General features: G+C 58.5%; 22 protein-coding genes and 1 tRNA gene. 12 read left to right on the forward strand and 11 right to left on the reverse strand.

What is annotated here, in order from left to right; translation table 11 throughout:
- The first annotated feature begins 82 nt into the window (after window positions 1-82).
- On the forward strand, window positions 83-415 hold the full coding sequence (locus PVE73_RS14195) for a DUF982 domain-containing protein (protein ID WP_277362874.1): 333 nt from the start codon (window positions 83-85) through the stop codon (window positions 413-415).
- Between the two features lie 6 nt (window positions 416-421).
- On the opposite strand, the gene PVE73_RS14200 is transcribed toward PVE73_RS14195, so the two are convergent.
- Window positions 422-1,306, reverse strand: a complete 885-nt coding sequence (locus tag PVE73_RS14200) for a bile acid:sodium symporter family protein (protein WP_277362875.1) — start codon at window positions 1,304-1,306, stop codon at window positions 422-424.
- Window positions 1,307-1,976: 670 nt separating this feature from the next.
- On the opposite strand from PVE73_RS14200, the gene PVE73_RS14205 reads away from it, so the two are divergent.
- Both PVE73_RS14205 and PVE73_RS14210 read left to right on the forward strand, forming a co-directional pair.
- Window positions 1,977-3,245 (forward strand): tyrosine-type recombinase/integrase, encoded by a 1,269-nt coding sequence (locus tag PVE73_RS14205; protein ID WP_277362876.1) that lies wholly within the window; start codon window positions 1,977-1,979, stop codon window positions 3,243-3,245.
- 12 nt (window positions 3,246-3,257) lie between these two features.
- On the forward strand, window positions 3,258-3,722 hold the full coding sequence (locus tag PVE73_RS14210; protein WP_277362877.1) for a hypothetical protein: 465 nt from the start codon (window positions 3,258-3,260) through the stop codon (window positions 3,720-3,722).
- A 37-nt stretch (window positions 3,723-3,759) separates the two neighbouring features.
- Here the strand turns inward: PVE73_RS14210 and PVE73_RS14215 are convergent, their stop codons facing one another.
- Window positions 3,760-4,284 carry a hypothetical protein gene (locus PVE73_RS14215; protein WP_277362878.1) on the reverse strand — a complete coding sequence of 175 codons (525 nt, stop codon included), beginning with the start codon at window positions 4,282-4,284 and terminating at the stop codon, window positions 3,760-3,762.
- A gap of 480 nt (window positions 4,285-4,764) precedes the next feature.
- Between PVE73_RS14215 and PVE73_RS14220 the strand changes: the two genes are divergently transcribed.
- The 6 genes from PVE73_RS14220 (at window position 4,765) to PVE73_RS14245 (ending at window position 9,097) form a co-directional block, all read left to right on the forward strand.
- The gene (locus PVE73_RS14220) at window positions 4,765-5,325 is read left to right on the forward strand and encodes a hypothetical protein (protein WP_277362879.1); all 561 of its coding nucleotides are present in this window, start codon (window positions 4,765-4,767) and stop codon (window positions 5,323-5,325) included.
- Window positions 5,326-5,347: 22 nt separating this feature from the next.
- Window positions 5,348-5,689 (forward strand): hypothetical protein, encoded by a 342-nt coding sequence (locus PVE73_RS14225; RefSeq protein WP_277362880.1) that lies wholly within the window; start codon window positions 5,348-5,350, stop codon window positions 5,687-5,689.
- Complete coding sequence (locus PVE73_RS14230) at window positions 5,686-6,024, forward strand: hypothetical protein (RefSeq protein ID WP_277362881.1); 339 nt, start codon at window positions 5,686-5,688, stop codon at window positions 6,022-6,024. The genes PVE73_RS14225 and PVE73_RS14230 overlap by 4 nt, the downstream gene beginning before the upstream one ends.
- 116 nt (window positions 6,025-6,140) lie before the next feature.
- Window positions 6,141-6,587 (forward strand): hypothetical protein, encoded by a 447-nt coding sequence (locus PVE73_RS14235; protein WP_277362882.1) that lies wholly within the window; start codon window positions 6,141-6,143, stop codon window positions 6,585-6,587.
- The gene (locus PVE73_RS14240; RefSeq protein ID WP_277362883.1) at window positions 6,584-6,940 is read left to right on the forward strand and encodes a hypothetical protein; all 357 of its coding nucleotides are present in this window, start codon (window positions 6,584-6,586) and stop codon (window positions 6,938-6,940) included. The genes PVE73_RS14235 and PVE73_RS14240 overlap by 4 nt, the downstream gene beginning before the upstream one ends.
- A gap of 246 nt (window positions 6,941-7,186) precedes the next feature.
- Window positions 7,187-9,097 carry a hypothetical protein gene (locus PVE73_RS14245; RefSeq protein WP_277362884.1) on the forward strand — a complete coding sequence of 637 codons (1,911 nt, stop codon included), beginning with the start codon at window positions 7,187-7,189 and terminating at the stop codon, window positions 9,095-9,097.
- A 966-nt stretch (window positions 9,098-10,063) separates the two neighbouring features.
- Here PVE73_RS14245 and PVE73_RS14250 read toward each other — a convergent pair.
- Window positions 10,064-10,139, reverse strand: a tRNA-Thr gene (locus tag PVE73_RS14250).
- Window positions 10,140-10,275: 136 nt separating this feature from the next.
- Between PVE73_RS14250 and PVE73_RS14255 the strand changes: the two genes are divergently transcribed.
- Window positions 10,276-11,052, forward strand: coding sequence for an NAD kinase (locus PVE73_RS14255; protein WP_277362885.1), 777 nt, complete (start codon window positions 10,276-10,278; stop codon window positions 11,050-11,052).
- A 174-nt stretch (window positions 11,053-11,226) separates the two neighbouring features.
- The gene (locus tag PVE73_RS14260; RefSeq protein WP_277362886.1) at window positions 11,227-12,696 is read left to right on the forward strand and encodes a DEAD/DEAH box helicase; all 1,470 of its coding nucleotides are present in this window, start codon (window positions 11,227-11,229) and stop codon (window positions 12,694-12,696) included.
- Between the two features lie 44 nt (window positions 12,697-12,740).
- On the opposite strand, the gene PVE73_RS14265 is transcribed toward PVE73_RS14260, so the two are convergent.
- Entirely contained in the window at window positions 12,741-13,064 is a 324-nt protein-coding gene (locus PVE73_RS14265) for a TfoX/Sxy family protein (protein ID WP_277362887.1), read from the reverse strand.
- Window positions 13,065-13,173: 109 nt separating this feature from the next.
- Between PVE73_RS14265 and PVE73_RS14270 the strand changes: the two genes are divergently transcribed.
- Window positions 13,174-13,671, forward strand: a complete 498-nt coding sequence (locus PVE73_RS14270) for a GFA family protein (RefSeq protein ID WP_277362888.1) — start codon at window positions 13,174-13,176, stop codon at window positions 13,669-13,671.
- A 139-nt stretch (window positions 13,672-13,810) separates the two neighbouring features.
- Here the strand turns inward: PVE73_RS14270 and sufA are convergent, their stop codons facing one another.
- The 7 genes from sufA to sufB form a co-directional block, all read right to left on the reverse strand.
- A complete protein-coding gene (sufA, locus tag PVE73_RS14275) occupies window positions 13,811-14,197 on the reverse strand; it encodes a Fe-S cluster assembly scaffold SufA (RefSeq protein WP_277362889.1) in 387 nt (128 codons plus the stop codon).
- Between the two features lie 94 nt (window positions 14,198-14,291).
- Window positions 14,292-14,687 (reverse strand): SUF system Fe-S cluster assembly protein, encoded by a 396-nt coding sequence (locus PVE73_RS14280; protein ID WP_277362890.1) that lies wholly within the window; start codon window positions 14,685-14,687, stop codon window positions 14,292-14,294.
- Window positions 14,688-14,692: 5 nt separating this feature from the next.
- A complete protein-coding gene (locus tag PVE73_RS14285; protein WP_277362891.1) occupies window positions 14,693-15,934 on the reverse strand; it encodes a cysteine desulfurase in 1,242 nt (413 codons plus the stop codon).
- Between the two features lie 145 nt (window positions 15,935-16,079).
- Window positions 16,080-17,345, reverse strand: a complete 1,266-nt coding sequence (gene sufD, locus PVE73_RS14290; RefSeq protein WP_277362892.1) for a Fe-S cluster assembly protein SufD — start codon at window positions 17,343-17,345, stop codon at window positions 16,080-16,082.
- A gap of 17 nt (window positions 17,346-17,362) precedes the next feature.
- On the reverse strand, window positions 17,363-18,118 hold the full coding sequence (gene sufC, locus PVE73_RS14295; protein ID WP_277362893.1) for a Fe-S cluster assembly ATPase SufC: 756 nt from the start codon (window positions 18,116-18,118) through the stop codon (window positions 17,363-17,365).
- 4 nt (window positions 18,119-18,122) lie between these two features.
- A complete protein-coding gene (locus PVE73_RS14300; protein WP_277362894.1) occupies window positions 18,123-18,551 on the reverse strand; it encodes a GIY-YIG nuclease family protein in 429 nt (142 codons plus the stop codon).
- A gap of 55 nt (window positions 18,552-18,606) precedes the next feature.
- Window positions 18,607-20,121: a Fe-S cluster assembly protein SufB gene (gene sufB, locus PVE73_RS14305; RefSeq protein ID WP_277362895.1), complete on the reverse strand. Its 1,515-nt coding sequence runs from the start codon at window positions 20,119-20,121 to the stop codon at window positions 18,607-18,609.
- Between the last annotated feature and the right edge of the window lie 41 nt (window positions 20,122-20,162).

Raw genomic sequence — 20,162 nt, forward strand, 5'->3', positions numbered from 1 at the left:
CTCGGAAAAATTGAAAGCACGTGGAACCTGGATGTTCCTTGGGCGTTCTGAGCCAGCGGGTTACATCCAAGGGGCAGGCTTCATGTTGACCGATTCCATCGGTTCCACCAGCCGCAGAGAGCGGGCTTCGCGCGAAAGCAGGACCGACCTGCGTTCCACGCAGGCGTTGCGGCACCGTCCGTTCCACAAGCCGGTCGTCATCGAGCGAAGGCGCGTCGACCGCGATCGGGTGGTCGTGAACACCAGGGTCGCCCTCGACGCGCTGTTGCACGAATGGCCGGAGATGGATTGCCCGCAGCGCATGCGCGCACTGAAGGCGTGCCTTGCCGTCATCCGGGGCGAACGGCCGCCCTCTTCGGCGCGACGCGCCTTCGTCACCGCCGCCAGGGCCGCGCGGATCCTGCGCGAGGAGTAGTGCCCCTCACCCCTCGCTGGGCAGGGGCGAAACGGGCCTGCGGTTAAGCAGCCAGACGAAGATCGCCCCCGTGATATAGGCGGTCAGGCCATAGAGTGCCGGTGGGATCGCCATCTCGGGATTGTCGAGCATGTATTCGCTGAGTGCGATCGTAATGGCCAGGGCTGCGTTGTGGATACCGGTCGCCATCGCCACGGCGATCGTCCTCTGCCGCTCGATTCCCATCATTCTCGGCGCGAGATAGCCGACGGCGAAGCTCATGAGGTTGAAGGCGAGCGTGGTCGCACCGATCACAGGTCCCCATTCCATGAGCAATCCCCAATTGCCGATCAGCGCGATGACGACGATTGCCGCGATGAAAAGCGTTGCGAGAAGCTTCACGGGCCGTTCCAGCCGCGCGGCGAGCGCCGGCCTCCGGCCATGGATGAACGCGCCGATCGCCGCGGGGACGATGGCGATCACAAATATCTGCAGGATATGCTTGATCTCGACGGTCACCGCCGCCGCTCCACCATAGAACAGCTCCATGGCGAGATTGCCGATCAAGGGCAGGCTCACCAAAGCCAAAAGTGACGTGGCGGCGGCAAGCGTGAGGCTCAGCGCCACGTCCCCACGGGCGAGATATGTGTAGAGCGAGGCGGAGGTGGCGCTGGGGCTGGCGGCCAGCAGCATCATGCCGACCGAGATCGCCGGCGGCAGTTCCGACCAGTAGACCAGTGGCAGGAACAACAGCGGCATCACGACCATCTGGCAGAGGACACCGATGACCACCGGCTTCGGCTTCGCTAGGACCTGTGTGAAATTCTGCGGCGTCAGCGACAGGCCGAGCCCGAGCATGATGATGAACAGGGCCACCGGAAGGCCGATGCTCAGGACGGCGCTCGACTGCATGGTCCCCCCGAATCTCCCGACGCAACAGGCGTTGCGACAGGAAAACGCGTGCCGCCCCTCAAGGCAAGGCGAAAAATGCCGAACCGGGCGGCGTTCGAAAGGTCGTGGAATGGTGCCCCCGGCAGGACTCGAACCCGCGACCCCCTGATTACAAATCAGGTGTATGCAATCTCTAGACCAGATTCGCTGGCGCTCATCAAGGGGTCTCGACGGAGTTCGTACCTCACTCCTAGATTGCAACGGACGTCACCGGACCTAGAGCCCTTGGCTCCTATCGACCTTCGGTCGTCGGTCCTCTCACTGCGTGAGTGACTAGCTCTACCAACTGAGAAATGTGTTTATTATCAATATAGTATAATGGTCAGCGCTCTCCAATCTACGGAGTTTTTGTCCTAAGGAGCGAGAGACCTCTAGGGTAAGTCCGAATATCATGTAACCTATTGCATCTAAACGATGATATCGCCTGCTTTGACCTCTTCTAACTGGTCCTCCTTTGTCCCCTGATCTGACCTCGATCCACGGTTGAATCCGCCCCTGTCTCTTCCTGCCTGCCGATCCTCTTGTCTACCATCCCGACAGGGATTCTCATGTCATTACATCTCTGCTAGAGTCATTACATGGACCAGTTGGTCGTTACATTGTCATGACACGGAGATGCACAGAGGACGCCATGCGCCTGAAACTGACCCAGAAGACCCTAGATAAGAATCGCTCTCACGCAGCGTCATCCAAGAAGGCAACCTATCTCTGGGATACCGAGCTTGCGGGCTTCGGAGCCTACGTGACTGCTACAGGGGATGTCTCATTTCTCGTCCAAAAGTGGGCAGGTGGTCGAGGGGGAAAAGCTATTCGCTATGTCATCGGGAAGACCAAGAACGGAATGACGCTCGATGAGGCAAGGACCCTCGCCAAAACTCACATCGGGGATATCGCGAAGGGGGCTAATCCCATCGATATCCGACGACAGGCCCGAAGGGAGACCAGAGACAGGTTGAACGGGATGAAGGTCTCTGAGGCACTGGATCTCTTCATTCCTGACCCTGACAGCGATCCCCGCAAGAACTCTCTCCCGTCCCGCTACAAGACGGAAGCCAAGAGCGCTATGAAGCAGGCTTTCGAAGCCGAGGGGTTGCTTAAATCCGCTGTCACTGAGATCGCGAAGGCCGATATCCGAAAGATGCTTACTAGGAAGTCAGACCGACCGGCAGCGGCCAGGAATCTCTTTGCTGCCCTTCGCCCCTTCTTCCGTTACTGCGTCGAGCAGGAGATAATCACGGTCTCGCCTATGGCTGAGATGTCGTCTCCGTCTCCGGTTTCTTCGAGAGACAGGCTCCTATCATCGGACGAGATCAAAGCATTCTGGAAGGCGACAGGCGAACTCTCTGATACGTGGCGTCGGTTCTATCGTCTTCTCTTGCTCACCGGGCAACGGAGAGAGGAAGTCGCCGGGATTAGATGGGAGGAAATCGACCTCGACCAGAAGACTTGGACCATTCCAGCCGAGAGAGCGAAGAACGGAAAAGCCCATGTCGTCCACCTCTCGGACGAGGCAATGAGCGAACTGCCTAAAGCCCCTGAGGGCAAAGGAACCGGCTATGTCCTTCCGGGAGCAAGGGGAGAAAGCCATATCTCCGGCTACTCGAAGATGAAGCGGGCGCTAGACGATGAAATGAAGAAGCATCTGGCGGACAACTTCTCACCGTGGCGTATCCATGACCTCAGGCGGACAATGGCGTCTGGTCTGGCAGAGATGGGATTTCCGACCGATGTTGCCGACAGGCTCTTGAATCACGTCTCGGGGTCCCGCTCGGGCATCAAGGGCGTGTATCAGCGGTACGAGTTCCTGAAAGAGCGGAAAGAGGCTATCGAAGCTTGGGCCGAGAGGGTTCGAGAGATAGTCTCCGACAAAGTAGAAAATCCTGAGGCTGAGGCAGCGTAGGGAGACGGGATCATGGAGAGGGATTTTGTTTTACCGGTAGTGATTGCCCGTCTTGTTCAGGCGCGCAACGCTCTAAGGCAACATTTCGCCAGCACTGATTTGACCTTCACGTTCGACGGCAAGCTTGTCGGTGACATAGGCGAGGCAATTGCAGCAGAACTCTTCGGAGTGAAACCAATCGGGAGGGGAGCGGGCATAGATGGCAGAGCGCCAGATGGCCGGACTGTTCAGGTTAAGGCGACAGGTACAAGACGTGGTCCCGCATTTAACGGGCTCAGTCCAAAAGCTAACCATCTACTGTTCTTTGAGCTTGATTTTGACGCGCTGAGGGGAACGGTGATTTTCAACGGGCCTGAGAATATAGCACGTAAGGTTTTTCCACAAAGTTGGATTGGGTCCCGCGCAATTACGAGGCGGCAAATACTGGCTGCGGATGGATTGGTTAAAAATCAGGACAGGCTCCCTAGAATTGCCTAACGCCAAAAAATCAAAATGCATCTCTATGAAAAAGGTATCACTTCAGCAGAATCGAGCTTATTCGCGCTAAAATGAGGTGCTCACTGGATAAATCTTGACATGTCTTTAGGAACTCAATCGAATTGCCTCGAGAATCGGTCTCGATCCGGCGATTAACATTATTGGAAACTGTGACCTTAAAGGAGGATAGTTCGTATTTGTCTTGATCAAAAAGAAGTTTTAGTGCTGCGAGCACAAATACAGTGCCGTTTATTTCGAACGATTCTCTTTCTTCTTGCGTGAAGCGTTTAGCATTTTTCATCCGAAGATACGTTGTGCCGCATTCGGTTAAGAGCGTGGCGATTTCGGTTCGCTTGCGCAGCCATTCGGAGAGTGCCATCTGTTCCGAAAGCGGAGCCGACACGATCACCTTCACCAAGCGGATGGCCGCCGCGTCGAGTTCATTAGAATCAAGCTTAGCGTTTTCATCAGCGGAGACTTGGGCAGGCAATGCCGCCGCTAGGAACATCACGGCACCCGCAAGATGCGCGACCAATCTTTGTTGCGGTCGTATAATGCTCATTGCATACCTCTCGTCGATAAAATTCTCCAGTCTCTCGTCTATCACTGCAACATTAACAAGGTTGCTTCGTCACTCTGGTCTGAAGTAGCTCGTGAGACGGAAAAGCCCTGCTAGGCGAGCCTCTTGTTAGGTCATTAGTGGTGCAGATGTCGCTATCCGTCAGCTTGCGCTCTGGATTTTAGCCTGTTTGCTTCTGTATGCGGGAGAGTCTTGCTGTACCCAAGGACCTATGAATTTCATTTCATATCAATACCTCAACAGATTTACATTTATATTACTCTTGACTTTTACTTAAAAATATGGTATAATGTGTTGTAGGATAGTGAAAATTTAAGAGTTTTATAATTCTTATTTTCATTCCTTCGTTATGACCTCGGAGAGGTCGCAAGAGCCTTCGGGCACTCTCATTTAAGCATCGTTTGAACGTCTTGGCCGGGCTGACCGGTTCCAAGAGGGTATATTATTGAAAGGAGTATTACTTTGGCAAAGAATGCATTTGAGCCGACATTTAATCCACCTAGACCGCCTTCGTCTACGAGCGGTTCCTTTGGTGAACTTGTCGAGGGGTTTTCCGAACCCGTCACCTATCATCATCACCACCACGGGAATATCTTCGGAGACCTCGACGAGGATGGAGCTAGGGCGGAAATCCATCAACCTCCAATCTGGACGTCCGAGCCCGAACTAGAACCGTTGCCCGACGATTTCCGGGAGCTTTCCACCGAAGAAGCCGTGTTCGTCGGAAAGGAAATCTTCCGTTACACTCTGATTTGGATGGGTGACGGTGAAGAGCGAAGATACGTCAAGATCGTCAAAGACGAGTTCTCCCTTTACTCATTGAAGTTTGGAGCGAGGGAAAAATCCGGGAAGATCATTGATGTCCCGGCACCGGGGAAATTGAACGGGAGCTTTACCGATATCAACCGGGTCAACTCTGTTCTGGATGCATACTGCGAAGATAAAAAAATTCCTCTAGAGATTTCCCACATTTCAGCAGATGGAAGTAAGAGAATTCGCGTTAACCCGCGAGCGTTAAGATAAGTGAACAATATTAGGAGTAGTTATGAATAAGTTTGATACAAATTTTGAAGAAATCAGCGATGACATTTTTTCGCCTCTCGAAGACCCCTTTAAACGGGATGAAGGGATTGAAACTCAGGAAGCAGGACAATCTGTTCCATTGCAGTCCTCGCAATCCGTTTGGGCGCGAAGGAAACAGCAGGCGGGGATTGATCCTATCATCAAGCATCGTCTTCGGGAGATTGAGAAGTCCAGCGAGCCGGACGATGTAAAGAGGGAGCGGCTAACGAGGCTCGCCAAGGAACTCGCTGACAGCCGGAATCTACTGGTCGGAACCCATGCGGCTAGGTCGAGAGGCTGGGGCACCGGAGGTGACGACAAATGAAGGCGCGTAGTGTTCGTATCCTAGAAGGCTCCGCCGTCGCTGTACCTCTCGCTCGGGATGGCCGACAGGAGGCAATTCTTGATCTTTCTGACTACAACGAACTCATCGCCCTTGGTGTCTATCCGAACTGGCAGCTTCGCGGCGGGAATGTCGGTTCCCGTGGTCCGAACGGGATCAAAGTCCTTATCGCCAGAGTCCTGACAGATGCCAAGCCCGGACAACGTGTCGTCTATAGGGATGGCAACAAGCTGAATCTCCGCCGGGGGAATCTGTCAGTCTTGGACGGAGGGTTCTCGATCAATCACGACAAGGCTTTGCTGTCTACCGCTGCATAGTGGTTGATTTTGAAGCCGATTTCGGGAGGGGTGGCACCTAACTACCCCTTTCCCGGATTTTGATTTTTAAGCCATAAATTTTCCAATAGAATCAACATATTATGAGAGACGTTTTTATGAAATCAACCAATCTACCATTGCCTATTTTGGGCAAATCCCGTCAGCGCCAAAGAACGGAAAGGAAGGCGCTCGATCTTTTGGACGCAAACGTAAAGCTACCTCCGCTCAGAAGGCGTCACCTACGGGACAGAATCCGTTCTGCGAAGCAGCCGCTTCGTGAGGCTCAGAAGATCACCTGTGAGGTTCTTCTTCCCGCCCGCGATGAAGCCGCCGCGCTCGATCACTCCGATGTCCAAGAATTGAGGGTTCGGCTAATTCGCCGGGATTTCACCCTCTGCTCTGAGCAAGAATGCTGGCTCGATAAGCTCGACAGGCGAATTGCTGACGGGACTATGACGCGGGCTGAATTTGAGAACGAGGGTGCATCGCTCCTGTCGATGGAGAATTCGCTGCCGTTTTCGCACCGCAAGGCTGAGTACGAGTATCAGCGGGTGATGGCATGACGGAGATAATCCGCCTGAACCCGGCATGGGGGGTCGTCTACGAAGATGGCTCCCCGTCCCCATACGTTGTCATGAGGCTGAATATCGAAATGCCGAAATCGTACTCGGCGGGGACCTTCAACCACGATGCCTACAAGCACAATCCAGTCTCGGTAGCGAAGGTCTATAGGCGATATCCGTCTGTTCCTGATTTGCTAGACGAGATGCGAGACAGATTCGGAAAGATCGACCCGGAGGCTTGGAGGGCTGTTCTTGCGCTGCGTCCAAGGGCAGGAAGCGATACAGCGGGAGACGATGGGGGGTTCCAAGTGCCTGACGGGCCGGTCCGTATCGGCATTCCTCATTGGCTGTAACGAGCGGCATTTTCGCAGCCTTGACACTCCGCTGTCGAGCTCCTACTTTTCGGGTTTGGGAGCGAATTTCGTGGGTGCCGCCCAGCACCAGCGTCTTAGGTGGCGCAGAGCCGATAGAGCTAGGCTCAAAGAAACCCCTTTCAGATCGATCATAATAGTCCGGCCCGTTGGTCCGTACTGCCATTGGTTGCCGTGGTTCTGCCTTCTGGCGGAGCCAAGCGGATTCTATTTTTCAGAAAGACGAAGATGAAGACCATTTCAGCATTTGAAGAGATTGAGAAGGCTCTGGGAGGCATTCCAGTTGAAGCAGAAGTTCCCGTAGTTGTAGCAATTCCGGAATCGTTAGCTTCTGTCTGTCCACCTCTCCATGAGCGAGCTTTCAAGCAGACGGAAGACCTCTTTAGAGACTGGGAACACGATCCTAACGGCGAGCAGCGCTTAGCACTCTCGATGATCGCCGAAATCTATGAGGCAATGGCGACAGGTGAGCTACCCCCGGCATACTATCTGTCGTCATTAGCTCCCGGCATGGGCAAGACCACGACCATCATTCAAAGCACGAGAGAACTTCTAAGGGACGAAGCTTTCCGAGACGTGGGCGTAATCATCTTTCTGTCTCGGCTGGCTGAGATTGAGACGCTTATATCTCTTATGGGTTTGAGGCGGGATGACGTGGGCGTCCTTACGTCGAACCTTGAGATCAACGCTCTAGGGCGTGATGATCCTACCAACGCCTCTGTCCTCTTTACCACACAGCAAAAGCTAGAATCCTTCGCGAAGGGCAACGGTGTGGACGAGCGGCCAGTCTTCGCGGATATGAAGGAATTCCACTACAATGGCAGGCCCCGTGCGGTTCGGATATGGGATGAGACTACGACTCCATCCGTCGCACATACACTCACAAGGCGCGGACTTCTGAGCCTCACCGAGGAGATCGAGCGACATCTAAACGACAAGGCCCTCGCGGACTTGACCGAAGAGTTTGCTACCAGTCTCCGGACGTTCGAAGGCAACCGAATCCAGATGCCGGACATCGATAAGAGCGGACTGACGCTGAACGATTTTAAGTCGAGGTTCTCGGACAGCAATCAAGAGAAGGCCGGGACCTATTGGTGGCTTTCGGGACGGGAAGTCCGTGTTCATCGTGACAACCACAGCGGCAATGTGACGCTCGGGTGGGACCCGCTCTATCCGAGTGATCTTGCGCCCATGCTGATTCTCGACGCCAGCGGAGGGCTTCGGCAAACATATCGCTTCTGGAAGGCACGTGGTGATCTAAAGGAACTGCCGCAGCCGCCTAAGCTCTATCCTGGCCTTGTGATCCATCATTGGGACAAGGGGGCGGGGAAAGGACAACATCGCAAACCAGAGACGATGAACGTCATAGCCGATGGCGTCATGAAGATGCTTTCCGAGATTCCGACAGACGAAGATATCTTGATCGTTCATCATCAAAAGCAGCCGGGGAAGAACAGTCCGGATATGAGGAAAACGCTTGAGAGGCGCATCCCGACAGATAGGGCTTCGAAGGTCCGCTTCTGCAATTGGGGACGACATAGCGCGACGAATGAATTCAAGGATTGTCGATATGTCATCCTCGCTGGAATCCTACACTACGACTCCGCGAGCTACGAGGCTATGGGGCGGGGAGCCAAGGCCCTTTCGGTCGATGACGAGTTCTCGAAGGAGGATGTGAAGGCCATCCAGCTAGGCGAAATTTCACACCATATCTTTCAAGCTGCCGGACGCGGGGCTATTAGGAAGACGGTCAAGGGCGAATGCCCTGACGGATGCCACCTATACGTCATCTTCGCCACCCGCTCGGATACTGGTGTCCCTCAGGGGCAGCTTCTTGAGATTTTCCCCGGAGCAACGGTCGAGGATTGGTATCCAGATGGGAAAACCTCGAAGGATAGGCTGAGGGGGAAGGTCCGAGAGGCCGTTGAGTTTATCACCAACGCAGTAGCAGCTTCCGGTAGCGTCACGACGACAGAGGTCCGAGAGGCACTAGGGATGGATCGCGGGAACTTCAACAACAACGTATTAAACCATCCCGATTTCGACCCAGCATTAAAGGCAAAGTGGATCATGTACGAACCCGGCAGCGGAAGGAGACCGGGAAGATTCTGGCAACCCCATGAGGCTGCTGTAATGTAGTGATCGGAACGGAACCATAAACTTTGTTGCTTATGGGAGACGGTTAAAGAATTTGAGATTTAATGTAGTGATCTTACTATATAGCCCTATGGTGACTTCACTACACAAACTATGACTGGCATGGCCTTCGGCCACCTTACGGCCAGAAAAGTCCGTAGGAGCCATTGGTCTGTAGAGACTCATAGAAGCCAAGTGTTCCACCTTTCGACCGTAGTTCTCCCTACGGCTCCATTGGCCGAATCCAGCCCGGCCAGATTCATTGAGTTCGGGACCCTTGGTCGTGGAAGCCTTGCTTCAAGAAGAGCACACTTGGTTTCGACAACAATCTAAGGGGTTCGGGCTGAAAGAACCCGGCTCAGGTATCCCGCCCGTGGATTCAGATAGCCGTCCTCTCTTCGCTCGTACGATTCCTCTCAACCCTATTCAGTCTTCATCTAGCCAAAGGATGCGGGCTGTACGGTCGTGAGTTCAGCCAGCAAAAGTATCCGGCTCTAGGACAATGCCAGTTGAACCACTTCGGGCTTAGGGTCGTCCTGCTGGCAGTATCGTCCCGGAGGGACATAACTCCGCTGAGAGCTTCTAGCTCATCCCCGGATTCCAGAATTTCCACGAGAAAATTTCTCCGGGTAATACCTTTATTCGAAGGGGAGGGGTGTCCCCCTTGGTAGGGGGTCCCGGTGGGGTACTCGCGCGGCGACGGACACTCAAGGGACCAGCCCGTGGTGTTATGCCCCTCCTTGCCTAGCCGTCGGTTGACGAGCGAAGGGAGAAACCATTAGACGCACCGCGTCATCGTCCCGGAGGGACATAACTTCGCTAACGCTCGTTAGCTGAGAGCTTCTAGCTCATTCAGCCGAAGGCTTCATTAGACGCACCGCGTCATTACTGCGTCATTACAGGAGAAGACTTTTGGTCTCACCCGCTAAGCAGCAGAAGAAAAATACAAAACGATTTCAGAGAGTTAAATGGTGCCCCCGGCAGGACTCGAACCCGCGACCCCCTGATTACAAATCAGGTGCTCTACCAACTGAGCTACAAGGGCATGGCAAAGGGGAATAGCACAATCGGTCCGCAAGTAAAACGGCTTCTCGCCGTATCGGGCGGTCGCCGAGCGCCTTTGCAGAGGCGGGTGGGCGTGCTACCGGTTTGCCCTCCTTCCGCAACGGGAAGAATGCCGCATGAACACGTCCTCGTCGCTCGCCCTCGCTTTCCTCTCGACCGAGACGGAAGATGCGGCGCAGGCGGCCGCCCGCCTCTCCGCGCTATACGGCCAGGAACGGCCGGAGAATGCCGATGTGATCGTCGCTCTGGGCGGCGACGGCTTCATGCTGCAGACGCTGCGCGAGACCATGGGGACCGGCAAGAAGGTCTACGGCATGAACCGGGGTACCGTCGGCTTCCTGATGAACGAATATCGCGAGGAGGGGCTGCGCGAGCGCATCGCGGAGGCGGTCCCGGAACTTATCCGCCCTTTGGAGATGATCGCCGTCGACCATGAGAGCACGACCTCCAAAGCGCTGGCGATCAACGAGGTGTCGCTCCTGCGTCAGTCCTACCAGGCGGCCAAGCTCCGCATCGCCATCGACGGCCAGGTGCGGCTCGACGAGTTGATCTGCGACGGCATCATGGTCGCCACGCCGGTAGGATCGACGGCCTATAATCTGTCCGCGCACGGCCCGATCCTGCCGCTCGACGCCCCGCTCCTCGCGCTGACGCCGGTGAGCCCCTTCCGCCCGAGGCGCTGGCGCGGGGCACTCCTGCCCAACCGATCGACGGTGGAATTCGCCATTCTCGAACCTGACAAGCGGCCCGTTAACGCAGTGGCCGACAATACGGAAATCAAGTCGGTGCGGACGGTCACCATACGCGAATCCCGCGACATGACGGCGACGATCCTCTTCGATGCCAGCCATTCCTGGGAGGAGCGCATCCTTTCGGAACAATTCCGCTATTGACCGATTGTTTCCCGGGAAGAGGTCGCAAGGGCGCTGGCCGGTAAACTGCGCGTGTCGTGCCGATACTTGCTGTTGACATTGGCCGCACCACACCTTAGGCCCCGGTCACAGGTCGTGACCATCCGAAACGCGCCAACGCGCGGTTATGCGAAGAGCAGCAAAGACAACCACTACGTGTCAGACTTACAAGAAACTGAACAGGAAGCCGTAACGTTCGCCGAACTCGGCTTGTCGGCCAAGGTCCTGGCCGCCGTCACCGATGCCGGCTACACCACGCCGACCCCCATCCAGGCCGGCGCCATTCCCCATGCCCTCCAGGGCAAGGACGTGCTCGGCATCGCCCAGACGGGAACGGGCAAGACAGCCTCGTTCGTCCTGCCGATGCTCACCAGGCTGGAGCGGGGCCGCGCTCGCGCGCGCATGCCCCGCACGCTGATCCTGGAGCCGACGCGCGAGCTCGCCGCCCAGGTGGAGGAGAATTTCGTCAAATACGGCAAGAACCACCGCCTGAACATCGCGCTTCTGATCGGCGGCGTTTCCTTCGACGAGCAGGAGAAGAAGCTGGAGCGCGGTGCGGACGTGCTGATCGCAACGCCCGGCCGCCTGCTCGACCATCACGAGCGCGGCAAGCTGCTTCTGACGGGGGTGGAGATCCTCGTCATCGACGAAGCCGACCGCATGCTCGACATGGGTTTCATTCCGGACATCGAGCGCATCTGCAAGCTCATCCCCTTCACGCGTCAGACGCTGTTCTTCTCCGCCACCATGCCGCCGGAGATCACCAAGCTCACCCAGCAGTTCCTGCAGGGGCCGGTGCGCGTCGAAGTTTCCAAACCGGCCTCGACCGCGGTCAACATCACGCAGCGCCTGGTGAAGTCCGGCTCCAAGCCCTGGGCGAAGCGTGAGAAACTGCGCGATCTGATCCGCTCCGAAGGCGACGACCTCAAGAACGCCATCATCTTCTGCAACCGGAAGACGGAAGTGGCCACCCTCTTCCGCTCGCTGGTTCGCCACGAGTTCGACGCCGGTGCGCTGCACGGCGATATGGACCAGCGCGCGCGCATGGCGATGCTGGAGAATTTCCGCAGAGGCAAGCTCAAGCTCCTCGTCGCGTCGGACGTCGCCGCGCGCGGCCTGGACATCCCGGATGTGAGTCACGTCTTCAATTTCGACGTGCCCACCCATTCGGAAGACTATGTGCACCGCATCGGCCGCACCGGCCGCGCCGGCCGGTCCGGCAAAGCTTTCACCATCGTCACCCGCGCGGACCGGAAATATATCGACGGGATCGAGAAGCTGATCGGCCAGAACATCGAATGGCTCGACGGCGATCTTTCCACCCTGTCGGCCGAGGACGAGGCGGATGAAAAGCCGCGCCGCGGCGCCCGGGGGGAACGCGGTGGAAAAAGGCGCGAACAGGGCAAGAGCCGGCGCGCGGAAGAACCCGCCGAAGAGGCCGCCCAGCCCTCCGAGAAGCCCTCCCCCAGGCGGGAAGACCGCAGGCGCGAGCGCAAGGACATGATCCGCGCCACCAATGAGGAGCAGCGCGGCCGCAGGCAGGAGAAGCCGGAGCGCGAGCCCGACACGCCGGTCGGATTCGGCGACGACATCCCCGACTTCATGAAGGTGCCGGGCAAGGTCTGATCCGGCACCTGCCGCTTTCGCGGGGACGCTCTCCTCAACCCATGCTATTTCTGCGCCCGCCGGGCTGCCTCGAAGGCTCTGCGGGCCCAAATTGCAAACTCGTCCGGATCATCGAAGGCGACATCGGGCACCGTCCAGTAGGGCATTGAAACCAGCTTGCCGTGCCGCGAGCCGACATAGGTCCACTGCCGGGAACCCGCAGCTTCAAGATCGGGCGCGCTTTCCTCATCGCCCTTCAGCATGAGTTCGCCGCGCAGATCCACCGCGATGATCAGGCCGTCGTGATAGATGCCCTTGCCGCCGAACATGCGCTTGATCACGACCGGCCCCAGGCCGGCGAAGAGGTCGTGGATGTCGTCGTCCGTCATGGCCGCACAATGGCATCTTCTTCACACCTTGTCAGGAACCGCTCCCGGACTCTGCTGACAATCGCCGCACGGCCCTCTAACCTCCCTCCCTGATGTGCAGGAGTTGCCGATGCCTATGCTCTTGAAAGGCTCGTGCCGTTGCGGCGCGGTGAAATTCTCGGTCGAAAGCCATACGCCGGCCCCCTACCAGCTCTGCTACTGCTCCATCTGCCGCAAGCAGCAGGGCGGCGGGGGCTATGCGATCAATCTTGGCGCCGATTCGTCCACCCTCACCATCGAAGGCGAAGAGCATCTCGGTCTCTATCGTGCGGAAATCCAGGACGACGAGCGGCCTCATTGCGAAACGTCGACGGGCGAGCGCCGCTTTTGCCGGGAATGCGGATCCGCGCTTTGGCTCTATGATCCCACCTGGCCCGAACTCGTCCATCCCTTCGCCTCCGCAATCGACACGGATCTGCCCGTGCCGCCGGGCCGCGTGCATCTCATGCTGAAATACAAGGCGAACTGGGTCGAGCCGGACATTCGCGAAAGCGACACCGCCTTCGATCTCTACCCGGAGGAGTCCATCGCCGAGTGGCATCGGCGGAACGGGATGTGGGTGGAATAGGAATGGCAACAGCGTTTCCGCCGATCGCCAGCGTTGGAGATTTGCAGCAATCTCCCCACCTCGTCATCCTCGGGCTTGACCCGAGGATCCACGCCTGAACATTGAAAAACCGCCAGCGTTGATTGTCAGCTTACAAGGATCAAGCCGCGCCCTCTGCGCGCGCTTCGGCCAGCACCTTCAAATCCGCCGGCTTGAGTTCCACCGATTCCCCGCAGCCGCAGGCCGAACTCTGATTCGGGTTGTGGAAGGTGAATCCCGTCCTGATCTTGGTGACCTCGAAATCCATCTCGGTGCCGAGCAGGAAAAGGGCCGCTTCCGGCGCCACATAGACATGGGCGCCGTCACGCTCGACATGGTCATCCTTCGGGTCCGGCTCGTTCACCAGGTCGACGGTATATTCCATACCGGCACAGCCGCCCTTCTTGATGCCCACGCGGATGCCGCGCGCGCCCTCGCGCGTTTCGACGATCTCACGCACGCGGGCTGCCGCGGCATCGGACATCGTCATTACCTGAAATCGACCCATCTGTTTCTCCATTCGCGGCGAGGTCAAGACTCGCGGAAAGGTTCTCTCTTTAAAATGGTCGGGAAAGCGTCGCGTTGCAAGCGCCTTGCCCAGATCAGTACCAGCCGAGCGCCACCTGCGCCTCTTCCGACATGCGATCCGGCGTCCAGGGCGGATCGAAGACCATGTTGACCTCGACATTGCCGATCCCGTCGACCGCGCTTACCGCATTCTCCACCCAGCCGGGCATCTCGCCCGCCACGGGACAGCCGGGCGCCGTCAGCGTCATATCGATCTTCACCGAACGATCGTCCTCGATGTCGATCTTGTAGATCAGGCCAAGCTCGTAGATATCCGCCGGGATTTCGGGGTCGTAGACCGTCTTCAGCGCGCCGATGATGTCGTCGGTCATGCGCGCGAGCTCTTCCTGCGGGATTGCGGAAGCGGAAAAAACGGCGTCCGCCGGCTGTTCCGCAGCGTCCGTTTCCGGCTTGTCGTGGGCTTCACTCATGCTTTTCACCCGAAGAATTTCCGCGCCTTGTCGAGCGCCTCGGCCAGCGCATCCACCTCGGCCCTTGTATTATACATGGCGAAGGAGGCGCGGCATGTCGAGGTCACGCCGAAACGTTTGAGCAACGGCTGGGCACAGTGCGTGCCGGCCCTCACCGCAACGCCCGAGCGGTCGATCACCATCGCCACGTCATGCGCATGGATGCCGGCAAGCTCGAAGGAGAGGATCGCCCCCTTCCCCGGCGCCGTGCCGAAAATGCGCAGCGAGTTGACCTGGCCGAGCCGCTCATGCGCGTATTTCGAGATCTCCGCCTCATGCGCCGCGATGTTCTCGCGACCGATCCGCTCCATGTATTCGAGCGCGGCACCCAGCCCGATCGCCTGCACGATCGGCGGGGTGCCTGCCTCGAAACGGTGCGGCGGGTCGTTGTAGGTGACGTTGTCGATCGAGACGTCCTCGATCATCTCGCCGCCGCCCTGGAACGGGCGCATCTCCTGGAGCTTGTCGCGCTTGCCGTACAGCACGCCGATGCCGGACGGGCCGTAGAGCTTATGCCCCGTGCAGACATAGAAATCGCAATCAAGCGCGGCGACGTCGACCGGGAGGTGCACGGCGCCCTGGCTGCCGTCCACCAGGACCGGAATGCCCCGCTCGTGCGCAATACGCACGATCTCGGCCATTGGCGTGATGGTGCCCAGCATGTTCGACATATGCGTGATGGCGACGAGTTTCGTCCGTTCCGTCAGGCATTTCTCGAATTCTTCGATCTGAAAGCTGCCGTCGTCGGCCACCGGGGCCCAGACGAGCTTCGCGCCCTGCCGCTCGCGCAGGAAATGCCAGGGAACGATATTGGAATGATGCTCCATGATGGAGACGACGATCTCGTCCCCCTCCCCGATCCGCGGCATGGCATAGCCATAGGCGACCGTGTTGATCGCCTCGGTGGCCGATTTCGTGAAGACGATCTCCTCCGCGCTTCCTGCATTGAGGAAACGCCGCACCGTTTCTCGTGCCTTTTCATAGGCTTCCGTGGCAGCGTTGGAGAGGAAGTGGAGGCCGCGATGCACGTTCGCATATTCATTCGCATAGGCGTGCGTCACCGCATCGATGACGGCCTGCGGCTTCTGGGCCGAGGCGGCATTGTCGAGATAGGCGAGCGGCTTGCCGTAGACCTCGCGCGCAAGGATGGGGAAATCCCGGCGGATCGCCTCGATATCGTAGCTGGCCTGTTCGATCTTCTGGTCCATTCCAACCTCGTCATCCCGGAGGCCCGGGACCCTTGGCCGTTGAACGTAAGGCACGGCCGGATTCAAAAATGAACGCCCTTCAGCATTCCTTGCACCTTATGCGGAAACCGGCCGCGTCTCTCAACGGCTCCCGGCCCTCGCAACCTTACCCGTGCGCGGCAAACCAGGCGTCGAGCCTGCTTTCCAGCACCTCGACGAGCGCCTCGTCTTCCAGCTCCTCGATCACCTCGGCCACGAAAGCCTTCACCAGGAGACCGCGCGCCGTCTTCTCGTCGATGCCGCGCGCCATGAGATAGAAGAGGTGCGCGGGCTCGATCTCGGTTACCGTGGCGCCATGGCCGCACGCCACGTCGTCGGCGAAGATCTCGAGCTCGGGCTTGGAGGAGAAACCGCCCTCGTCCGACAGGAGCAGCGTGTTGCAGGCCATCTTGGCGTCGGTCTTCTGCGCCTCGCGGGCAACGCGGATCTGACCCTGGAAAGCGCCTTCCGCCTTGCCGGTCACCACGTTGCGGATGGTTTCGGTCGACACCGTGGCCGGTGCGGCATGGTCGAGGACCATGGTCACGTCGCAATGGGTATCGCCCGAAAGCAGGTTGACGCCGCGCAGACGGAACTCGGAGCCTTCGCCTTCAGCGACGATCCGCAATTCCTGGCGCACCAGCTTACCGCCAGTGTTCATGATGAACAGGGTAAGCTTTGCATCCTTGCCGATCCTGACATTGATCTGGCCGAGATGGCGCGTGTCTTCCGGCTGCTCCTGAATGATCAGCCAGAAGATCTCGGCGCCGTCGCCCACATCGAGGTGGCTTACGGAGGACACCAGTGCTTCCCCGTCCCCGAGCTGACGCTCGACGATGGTCGCCTTCGCGCGCTCGCCCGCGCGGACCGCGAAACGTGTGTGCACCTGACCGCCCGCCTGCACGTTCTGCAGCTCGATCGGCTTTTCCAGCGCAGTGTCCGCGGGAATGCCGAGGGTGAAGCCGTCCGTCACGAAGGCGGCGTTGATGGCGCCCACCGCGTCGTCGGTCCCGACGACCGAGAGCTCCGCCGCGAAGCTGCCGTCGGCCAGCTCGTTCGTCATGGTCGCAACCGAAACGCCCGCGGGCGTCTCCGTCAGCCTGGCAATCCCGTTCAGCACCGGCAGGACGACCGAGCCCGGCAAAAGCGGTGCGCGCGGCTCGGCATGGGCGCCGGCCTCGAAGCTCGGCACGGAGGACAGGAGCCGGCGCAGATCCGTGTAGTGCCACGCCTCGACCTTGCGGTTCGGCAGGCCCCTTCTCAGGATCTCCACCGCCTGCTCGCGCTTGTCCGTCGTCGCGGCGTCGCCGGGAAGGCTCGCGGCGCGCTCCGAATAGGCCGAAAGCAGTGCTTCCTCGGCAGCGGTGTGTCTTACCTGAAGCTGCATGTTCATCATCCCTGCCCCGCGCCCTAGGCCGCCTCGCCGATGAGGCCGGCATAGCCGTTCTTCTCCAGCTCCTGCGCCAGTTCCTTCTCGCCCGATTTCACGACACGCCCCTTGTAGAGCACGTGCACCGTATCAGGCACGATATAATCGAGCAGCCGCTGGTAATGCGTGATGACGACGATGGCGCGATCGGGCGAGCGCAGCGCGTTGACGCCATCCGCCACGATCTTCAGCGCATCGATGTCCAGCCCGGAATCGGTCTCGTCGAGCACGCACAGCTCAGGCTCGAGCAGCTTCATCTGCAGAATCTCCGCACGCTTCTTCTCACCGCCGGAAAAGCCCACATTCAGCGGCCGCTTCAGCATGTTCATGTCCATGCTCAGCTCCTGGGCCGCGCCGCGAACGCGCTTCAGAAGCTCGGGGATCTTCAGTTCCTCCTGCCCGCGCGCCTTGCGCTGGGCGTTCATCGCCACCTTGAGGAACTCCATGGTGGCAACGCCCGGTATCTCCATCGGATACTGGAAGGCGAGAAAGATGCCGGTTGCGGCCCGTTCGGCGGGGTCCATCTCCAGGATCGATTCACCCTTGAAGAGAATGTCGCCCTCGGTCACCTCATAGTCCTCGCGGCCGGCGAGCACATAGGAGAGCGTCGACTTGCCGGAGCCGTTCGGGCCCATGATGGCGGCGACCTCGCCGGGCTTCACCGCGAGATCCACCCCGCGCAGGATCTCCGTGCCGTCCTCGGCGATACGGGCGTGAAGGTTCTTGATTTCAAGCATTTTCTTACATCCAGTTCATTGCGTTTCCGAGCGCTTGCCCCGCGAGCGCGTCATCCTCGGGCTTGTCCCGAGGATCTGCTGATCTCTCAATGTTGTCCCCCCACATTCTCGTGCTCGGGTGAGGTCGATAGACATTTTCGATCTCGTCAATGCGCTCGTACAGATCCAGCCAGGTCGGGTTAAGTTCCTCGATCAGATTCGTCTTCCATTCGCGCCGATAGCGCTTCAAGGACTTCTCGCGTTGAATGGCCAGAACGATGTTCGGGTGTCGTTCGAGCCAGACTAAATTCTTCGCCTTGTATTTGGCGGTAAGGCCTTGGTGTATGTCATTACGGTGTTCCCAGACACGCCCATGCAGGTCGCTGGTTACACCAATGTAGATCACTCCACGCGGCTTGTCGGACATCATATAGACAAAGCCGTCATGTCTCACTCCGCCAAGCTGCAGATCCTCGGGACAAGCCCAAGGATGACGTTTGCGAAGCGCATCAGCCCACGCTCCCCTCGAGGCTGATATTGATCAGCTTCTGCGCCTCGACGGCGAACTCCATCGGCAGCTCCTGGATGACGTCCTTCACGAAACCGTTCACGATCAGCGCGATCGCTTCCTCCTCCGGGATGCCGCGCTGCATCACGTAGAACTTCTGGTCGTCGGAGATCTTCGAGGTCGTCGCCTCGTGCTCCACCTGGGCCGTGGAGTTCTTGGCCTCGATATAGGGCACCGTATGCGCGCCGCAGTCGTTCCCGATCAGCAGCGAATCGCAATTGGTGAAGTTGCGCGCGTTCTCCGCCTTGCGGTGCACGGAGACCTGGCCGCGATAGGTGTTGTTCGAGTTTCCGGCCGAGATGCCCTTGGAGATGATGCGGCTCGACGTGTTCTTGCCGAGATGGATCATCTTGGTGCCCGAATCGATCTGCTGGTGCCCGTTCGAGACCGCGATTGAATAGAACTCGCCGCGGCTGTTATCGCCGCGCAGCAGGCAGGACGGGTACTTCCAGGTGATGGCGGAGCCCGTCTCGACCTGGGTCCAGGAGATCTTGGAGTTCTTGCCGCGGCAGTCGCCACGCTTGGTGACGAAGTTGTAGATGCCGCCCTTGCCTTCCTTGTCGCCCGGATACCAGTTCTGCACCGTCGAGTACTTGATCTCGGCGTCGTCGAGCGCAATCAGCTCGACCACGGCCGCGTGCAGCTGGTTCTCGTCGCGCTGCGGCGCCGTGCAGCCTTCCAGATAGGAGACGTAGGCGCCCTCGTCGGCGATGATCAGCGTGCGCTCGAACTGGCCCGTGTTCTTTTCGTTGATGCGGAAATAGGTGGAAAGCTCCATCGGGCAGCGCACGCCCTTCGGCACATAGACGAAGGAGCCGTCGGTGAAGACCGCGGAATTGAGCGTGGCATAGAAATTGTCGGTCGGCGGCACCACCGAGCCCAGATATTTGCGTACCAGTTCGGGGTGCTCGCGGATCGCCTCCGAGATCGAGCAGAAGATGACGCCGGCCTTGGCCAGTTCCTTCTTGAAGGTCGTCACGACCGAAATGGAATCGAAGACGGCATCGACCGCCACCCGACCCGAGGAATAGACATTGTCGCTCGGCTCCGCCTCGCCGTCGCCGGGTTTGCGCACACCGGCCAGGATTTCCTGCTCTTTCAGCGGAATGCCCAGCTTTTCGTAGGTCCGCAGGAGTTCGGGATCCACCTCGTCGAGCGAAGTCGGCCCGGCCTGGAGCTTGGGGGCGGAATAGTAATGGATGTCCTGGAAATCGATCTTCGGGTAGCTGACGCGCGCCCAGCTCGGCTCCTCCATCGTGAGCCAGCGGCGGTAGGCGTTGAGGCGCCACTCGGTCATCCACTCCGGCTCGCCCTTCTTGGCCGAGATGAAGCGGATGATGTCCTCGTTGAGGCCCTTGGGCGCCTTGTCGCTTTCGATGAGCGTCTCGAACCCGTATTTGTACTGGTCCACATCGATCAATCGGACCTGATCGATTGTCTCCTGCACTGCAGGCATCAGCGTTTCTCCATCCATGCCGGAGTCAAGGTCCGGCCGTT

The organism is Chelativorans sp. AA-79, from assembly GCF_029457495.1.
Lineage (GTDB): Bacteria > Pseudomonadota > Alphaproteobacteria > Rhizobiales > Rhizobiaceae > Chelativorans.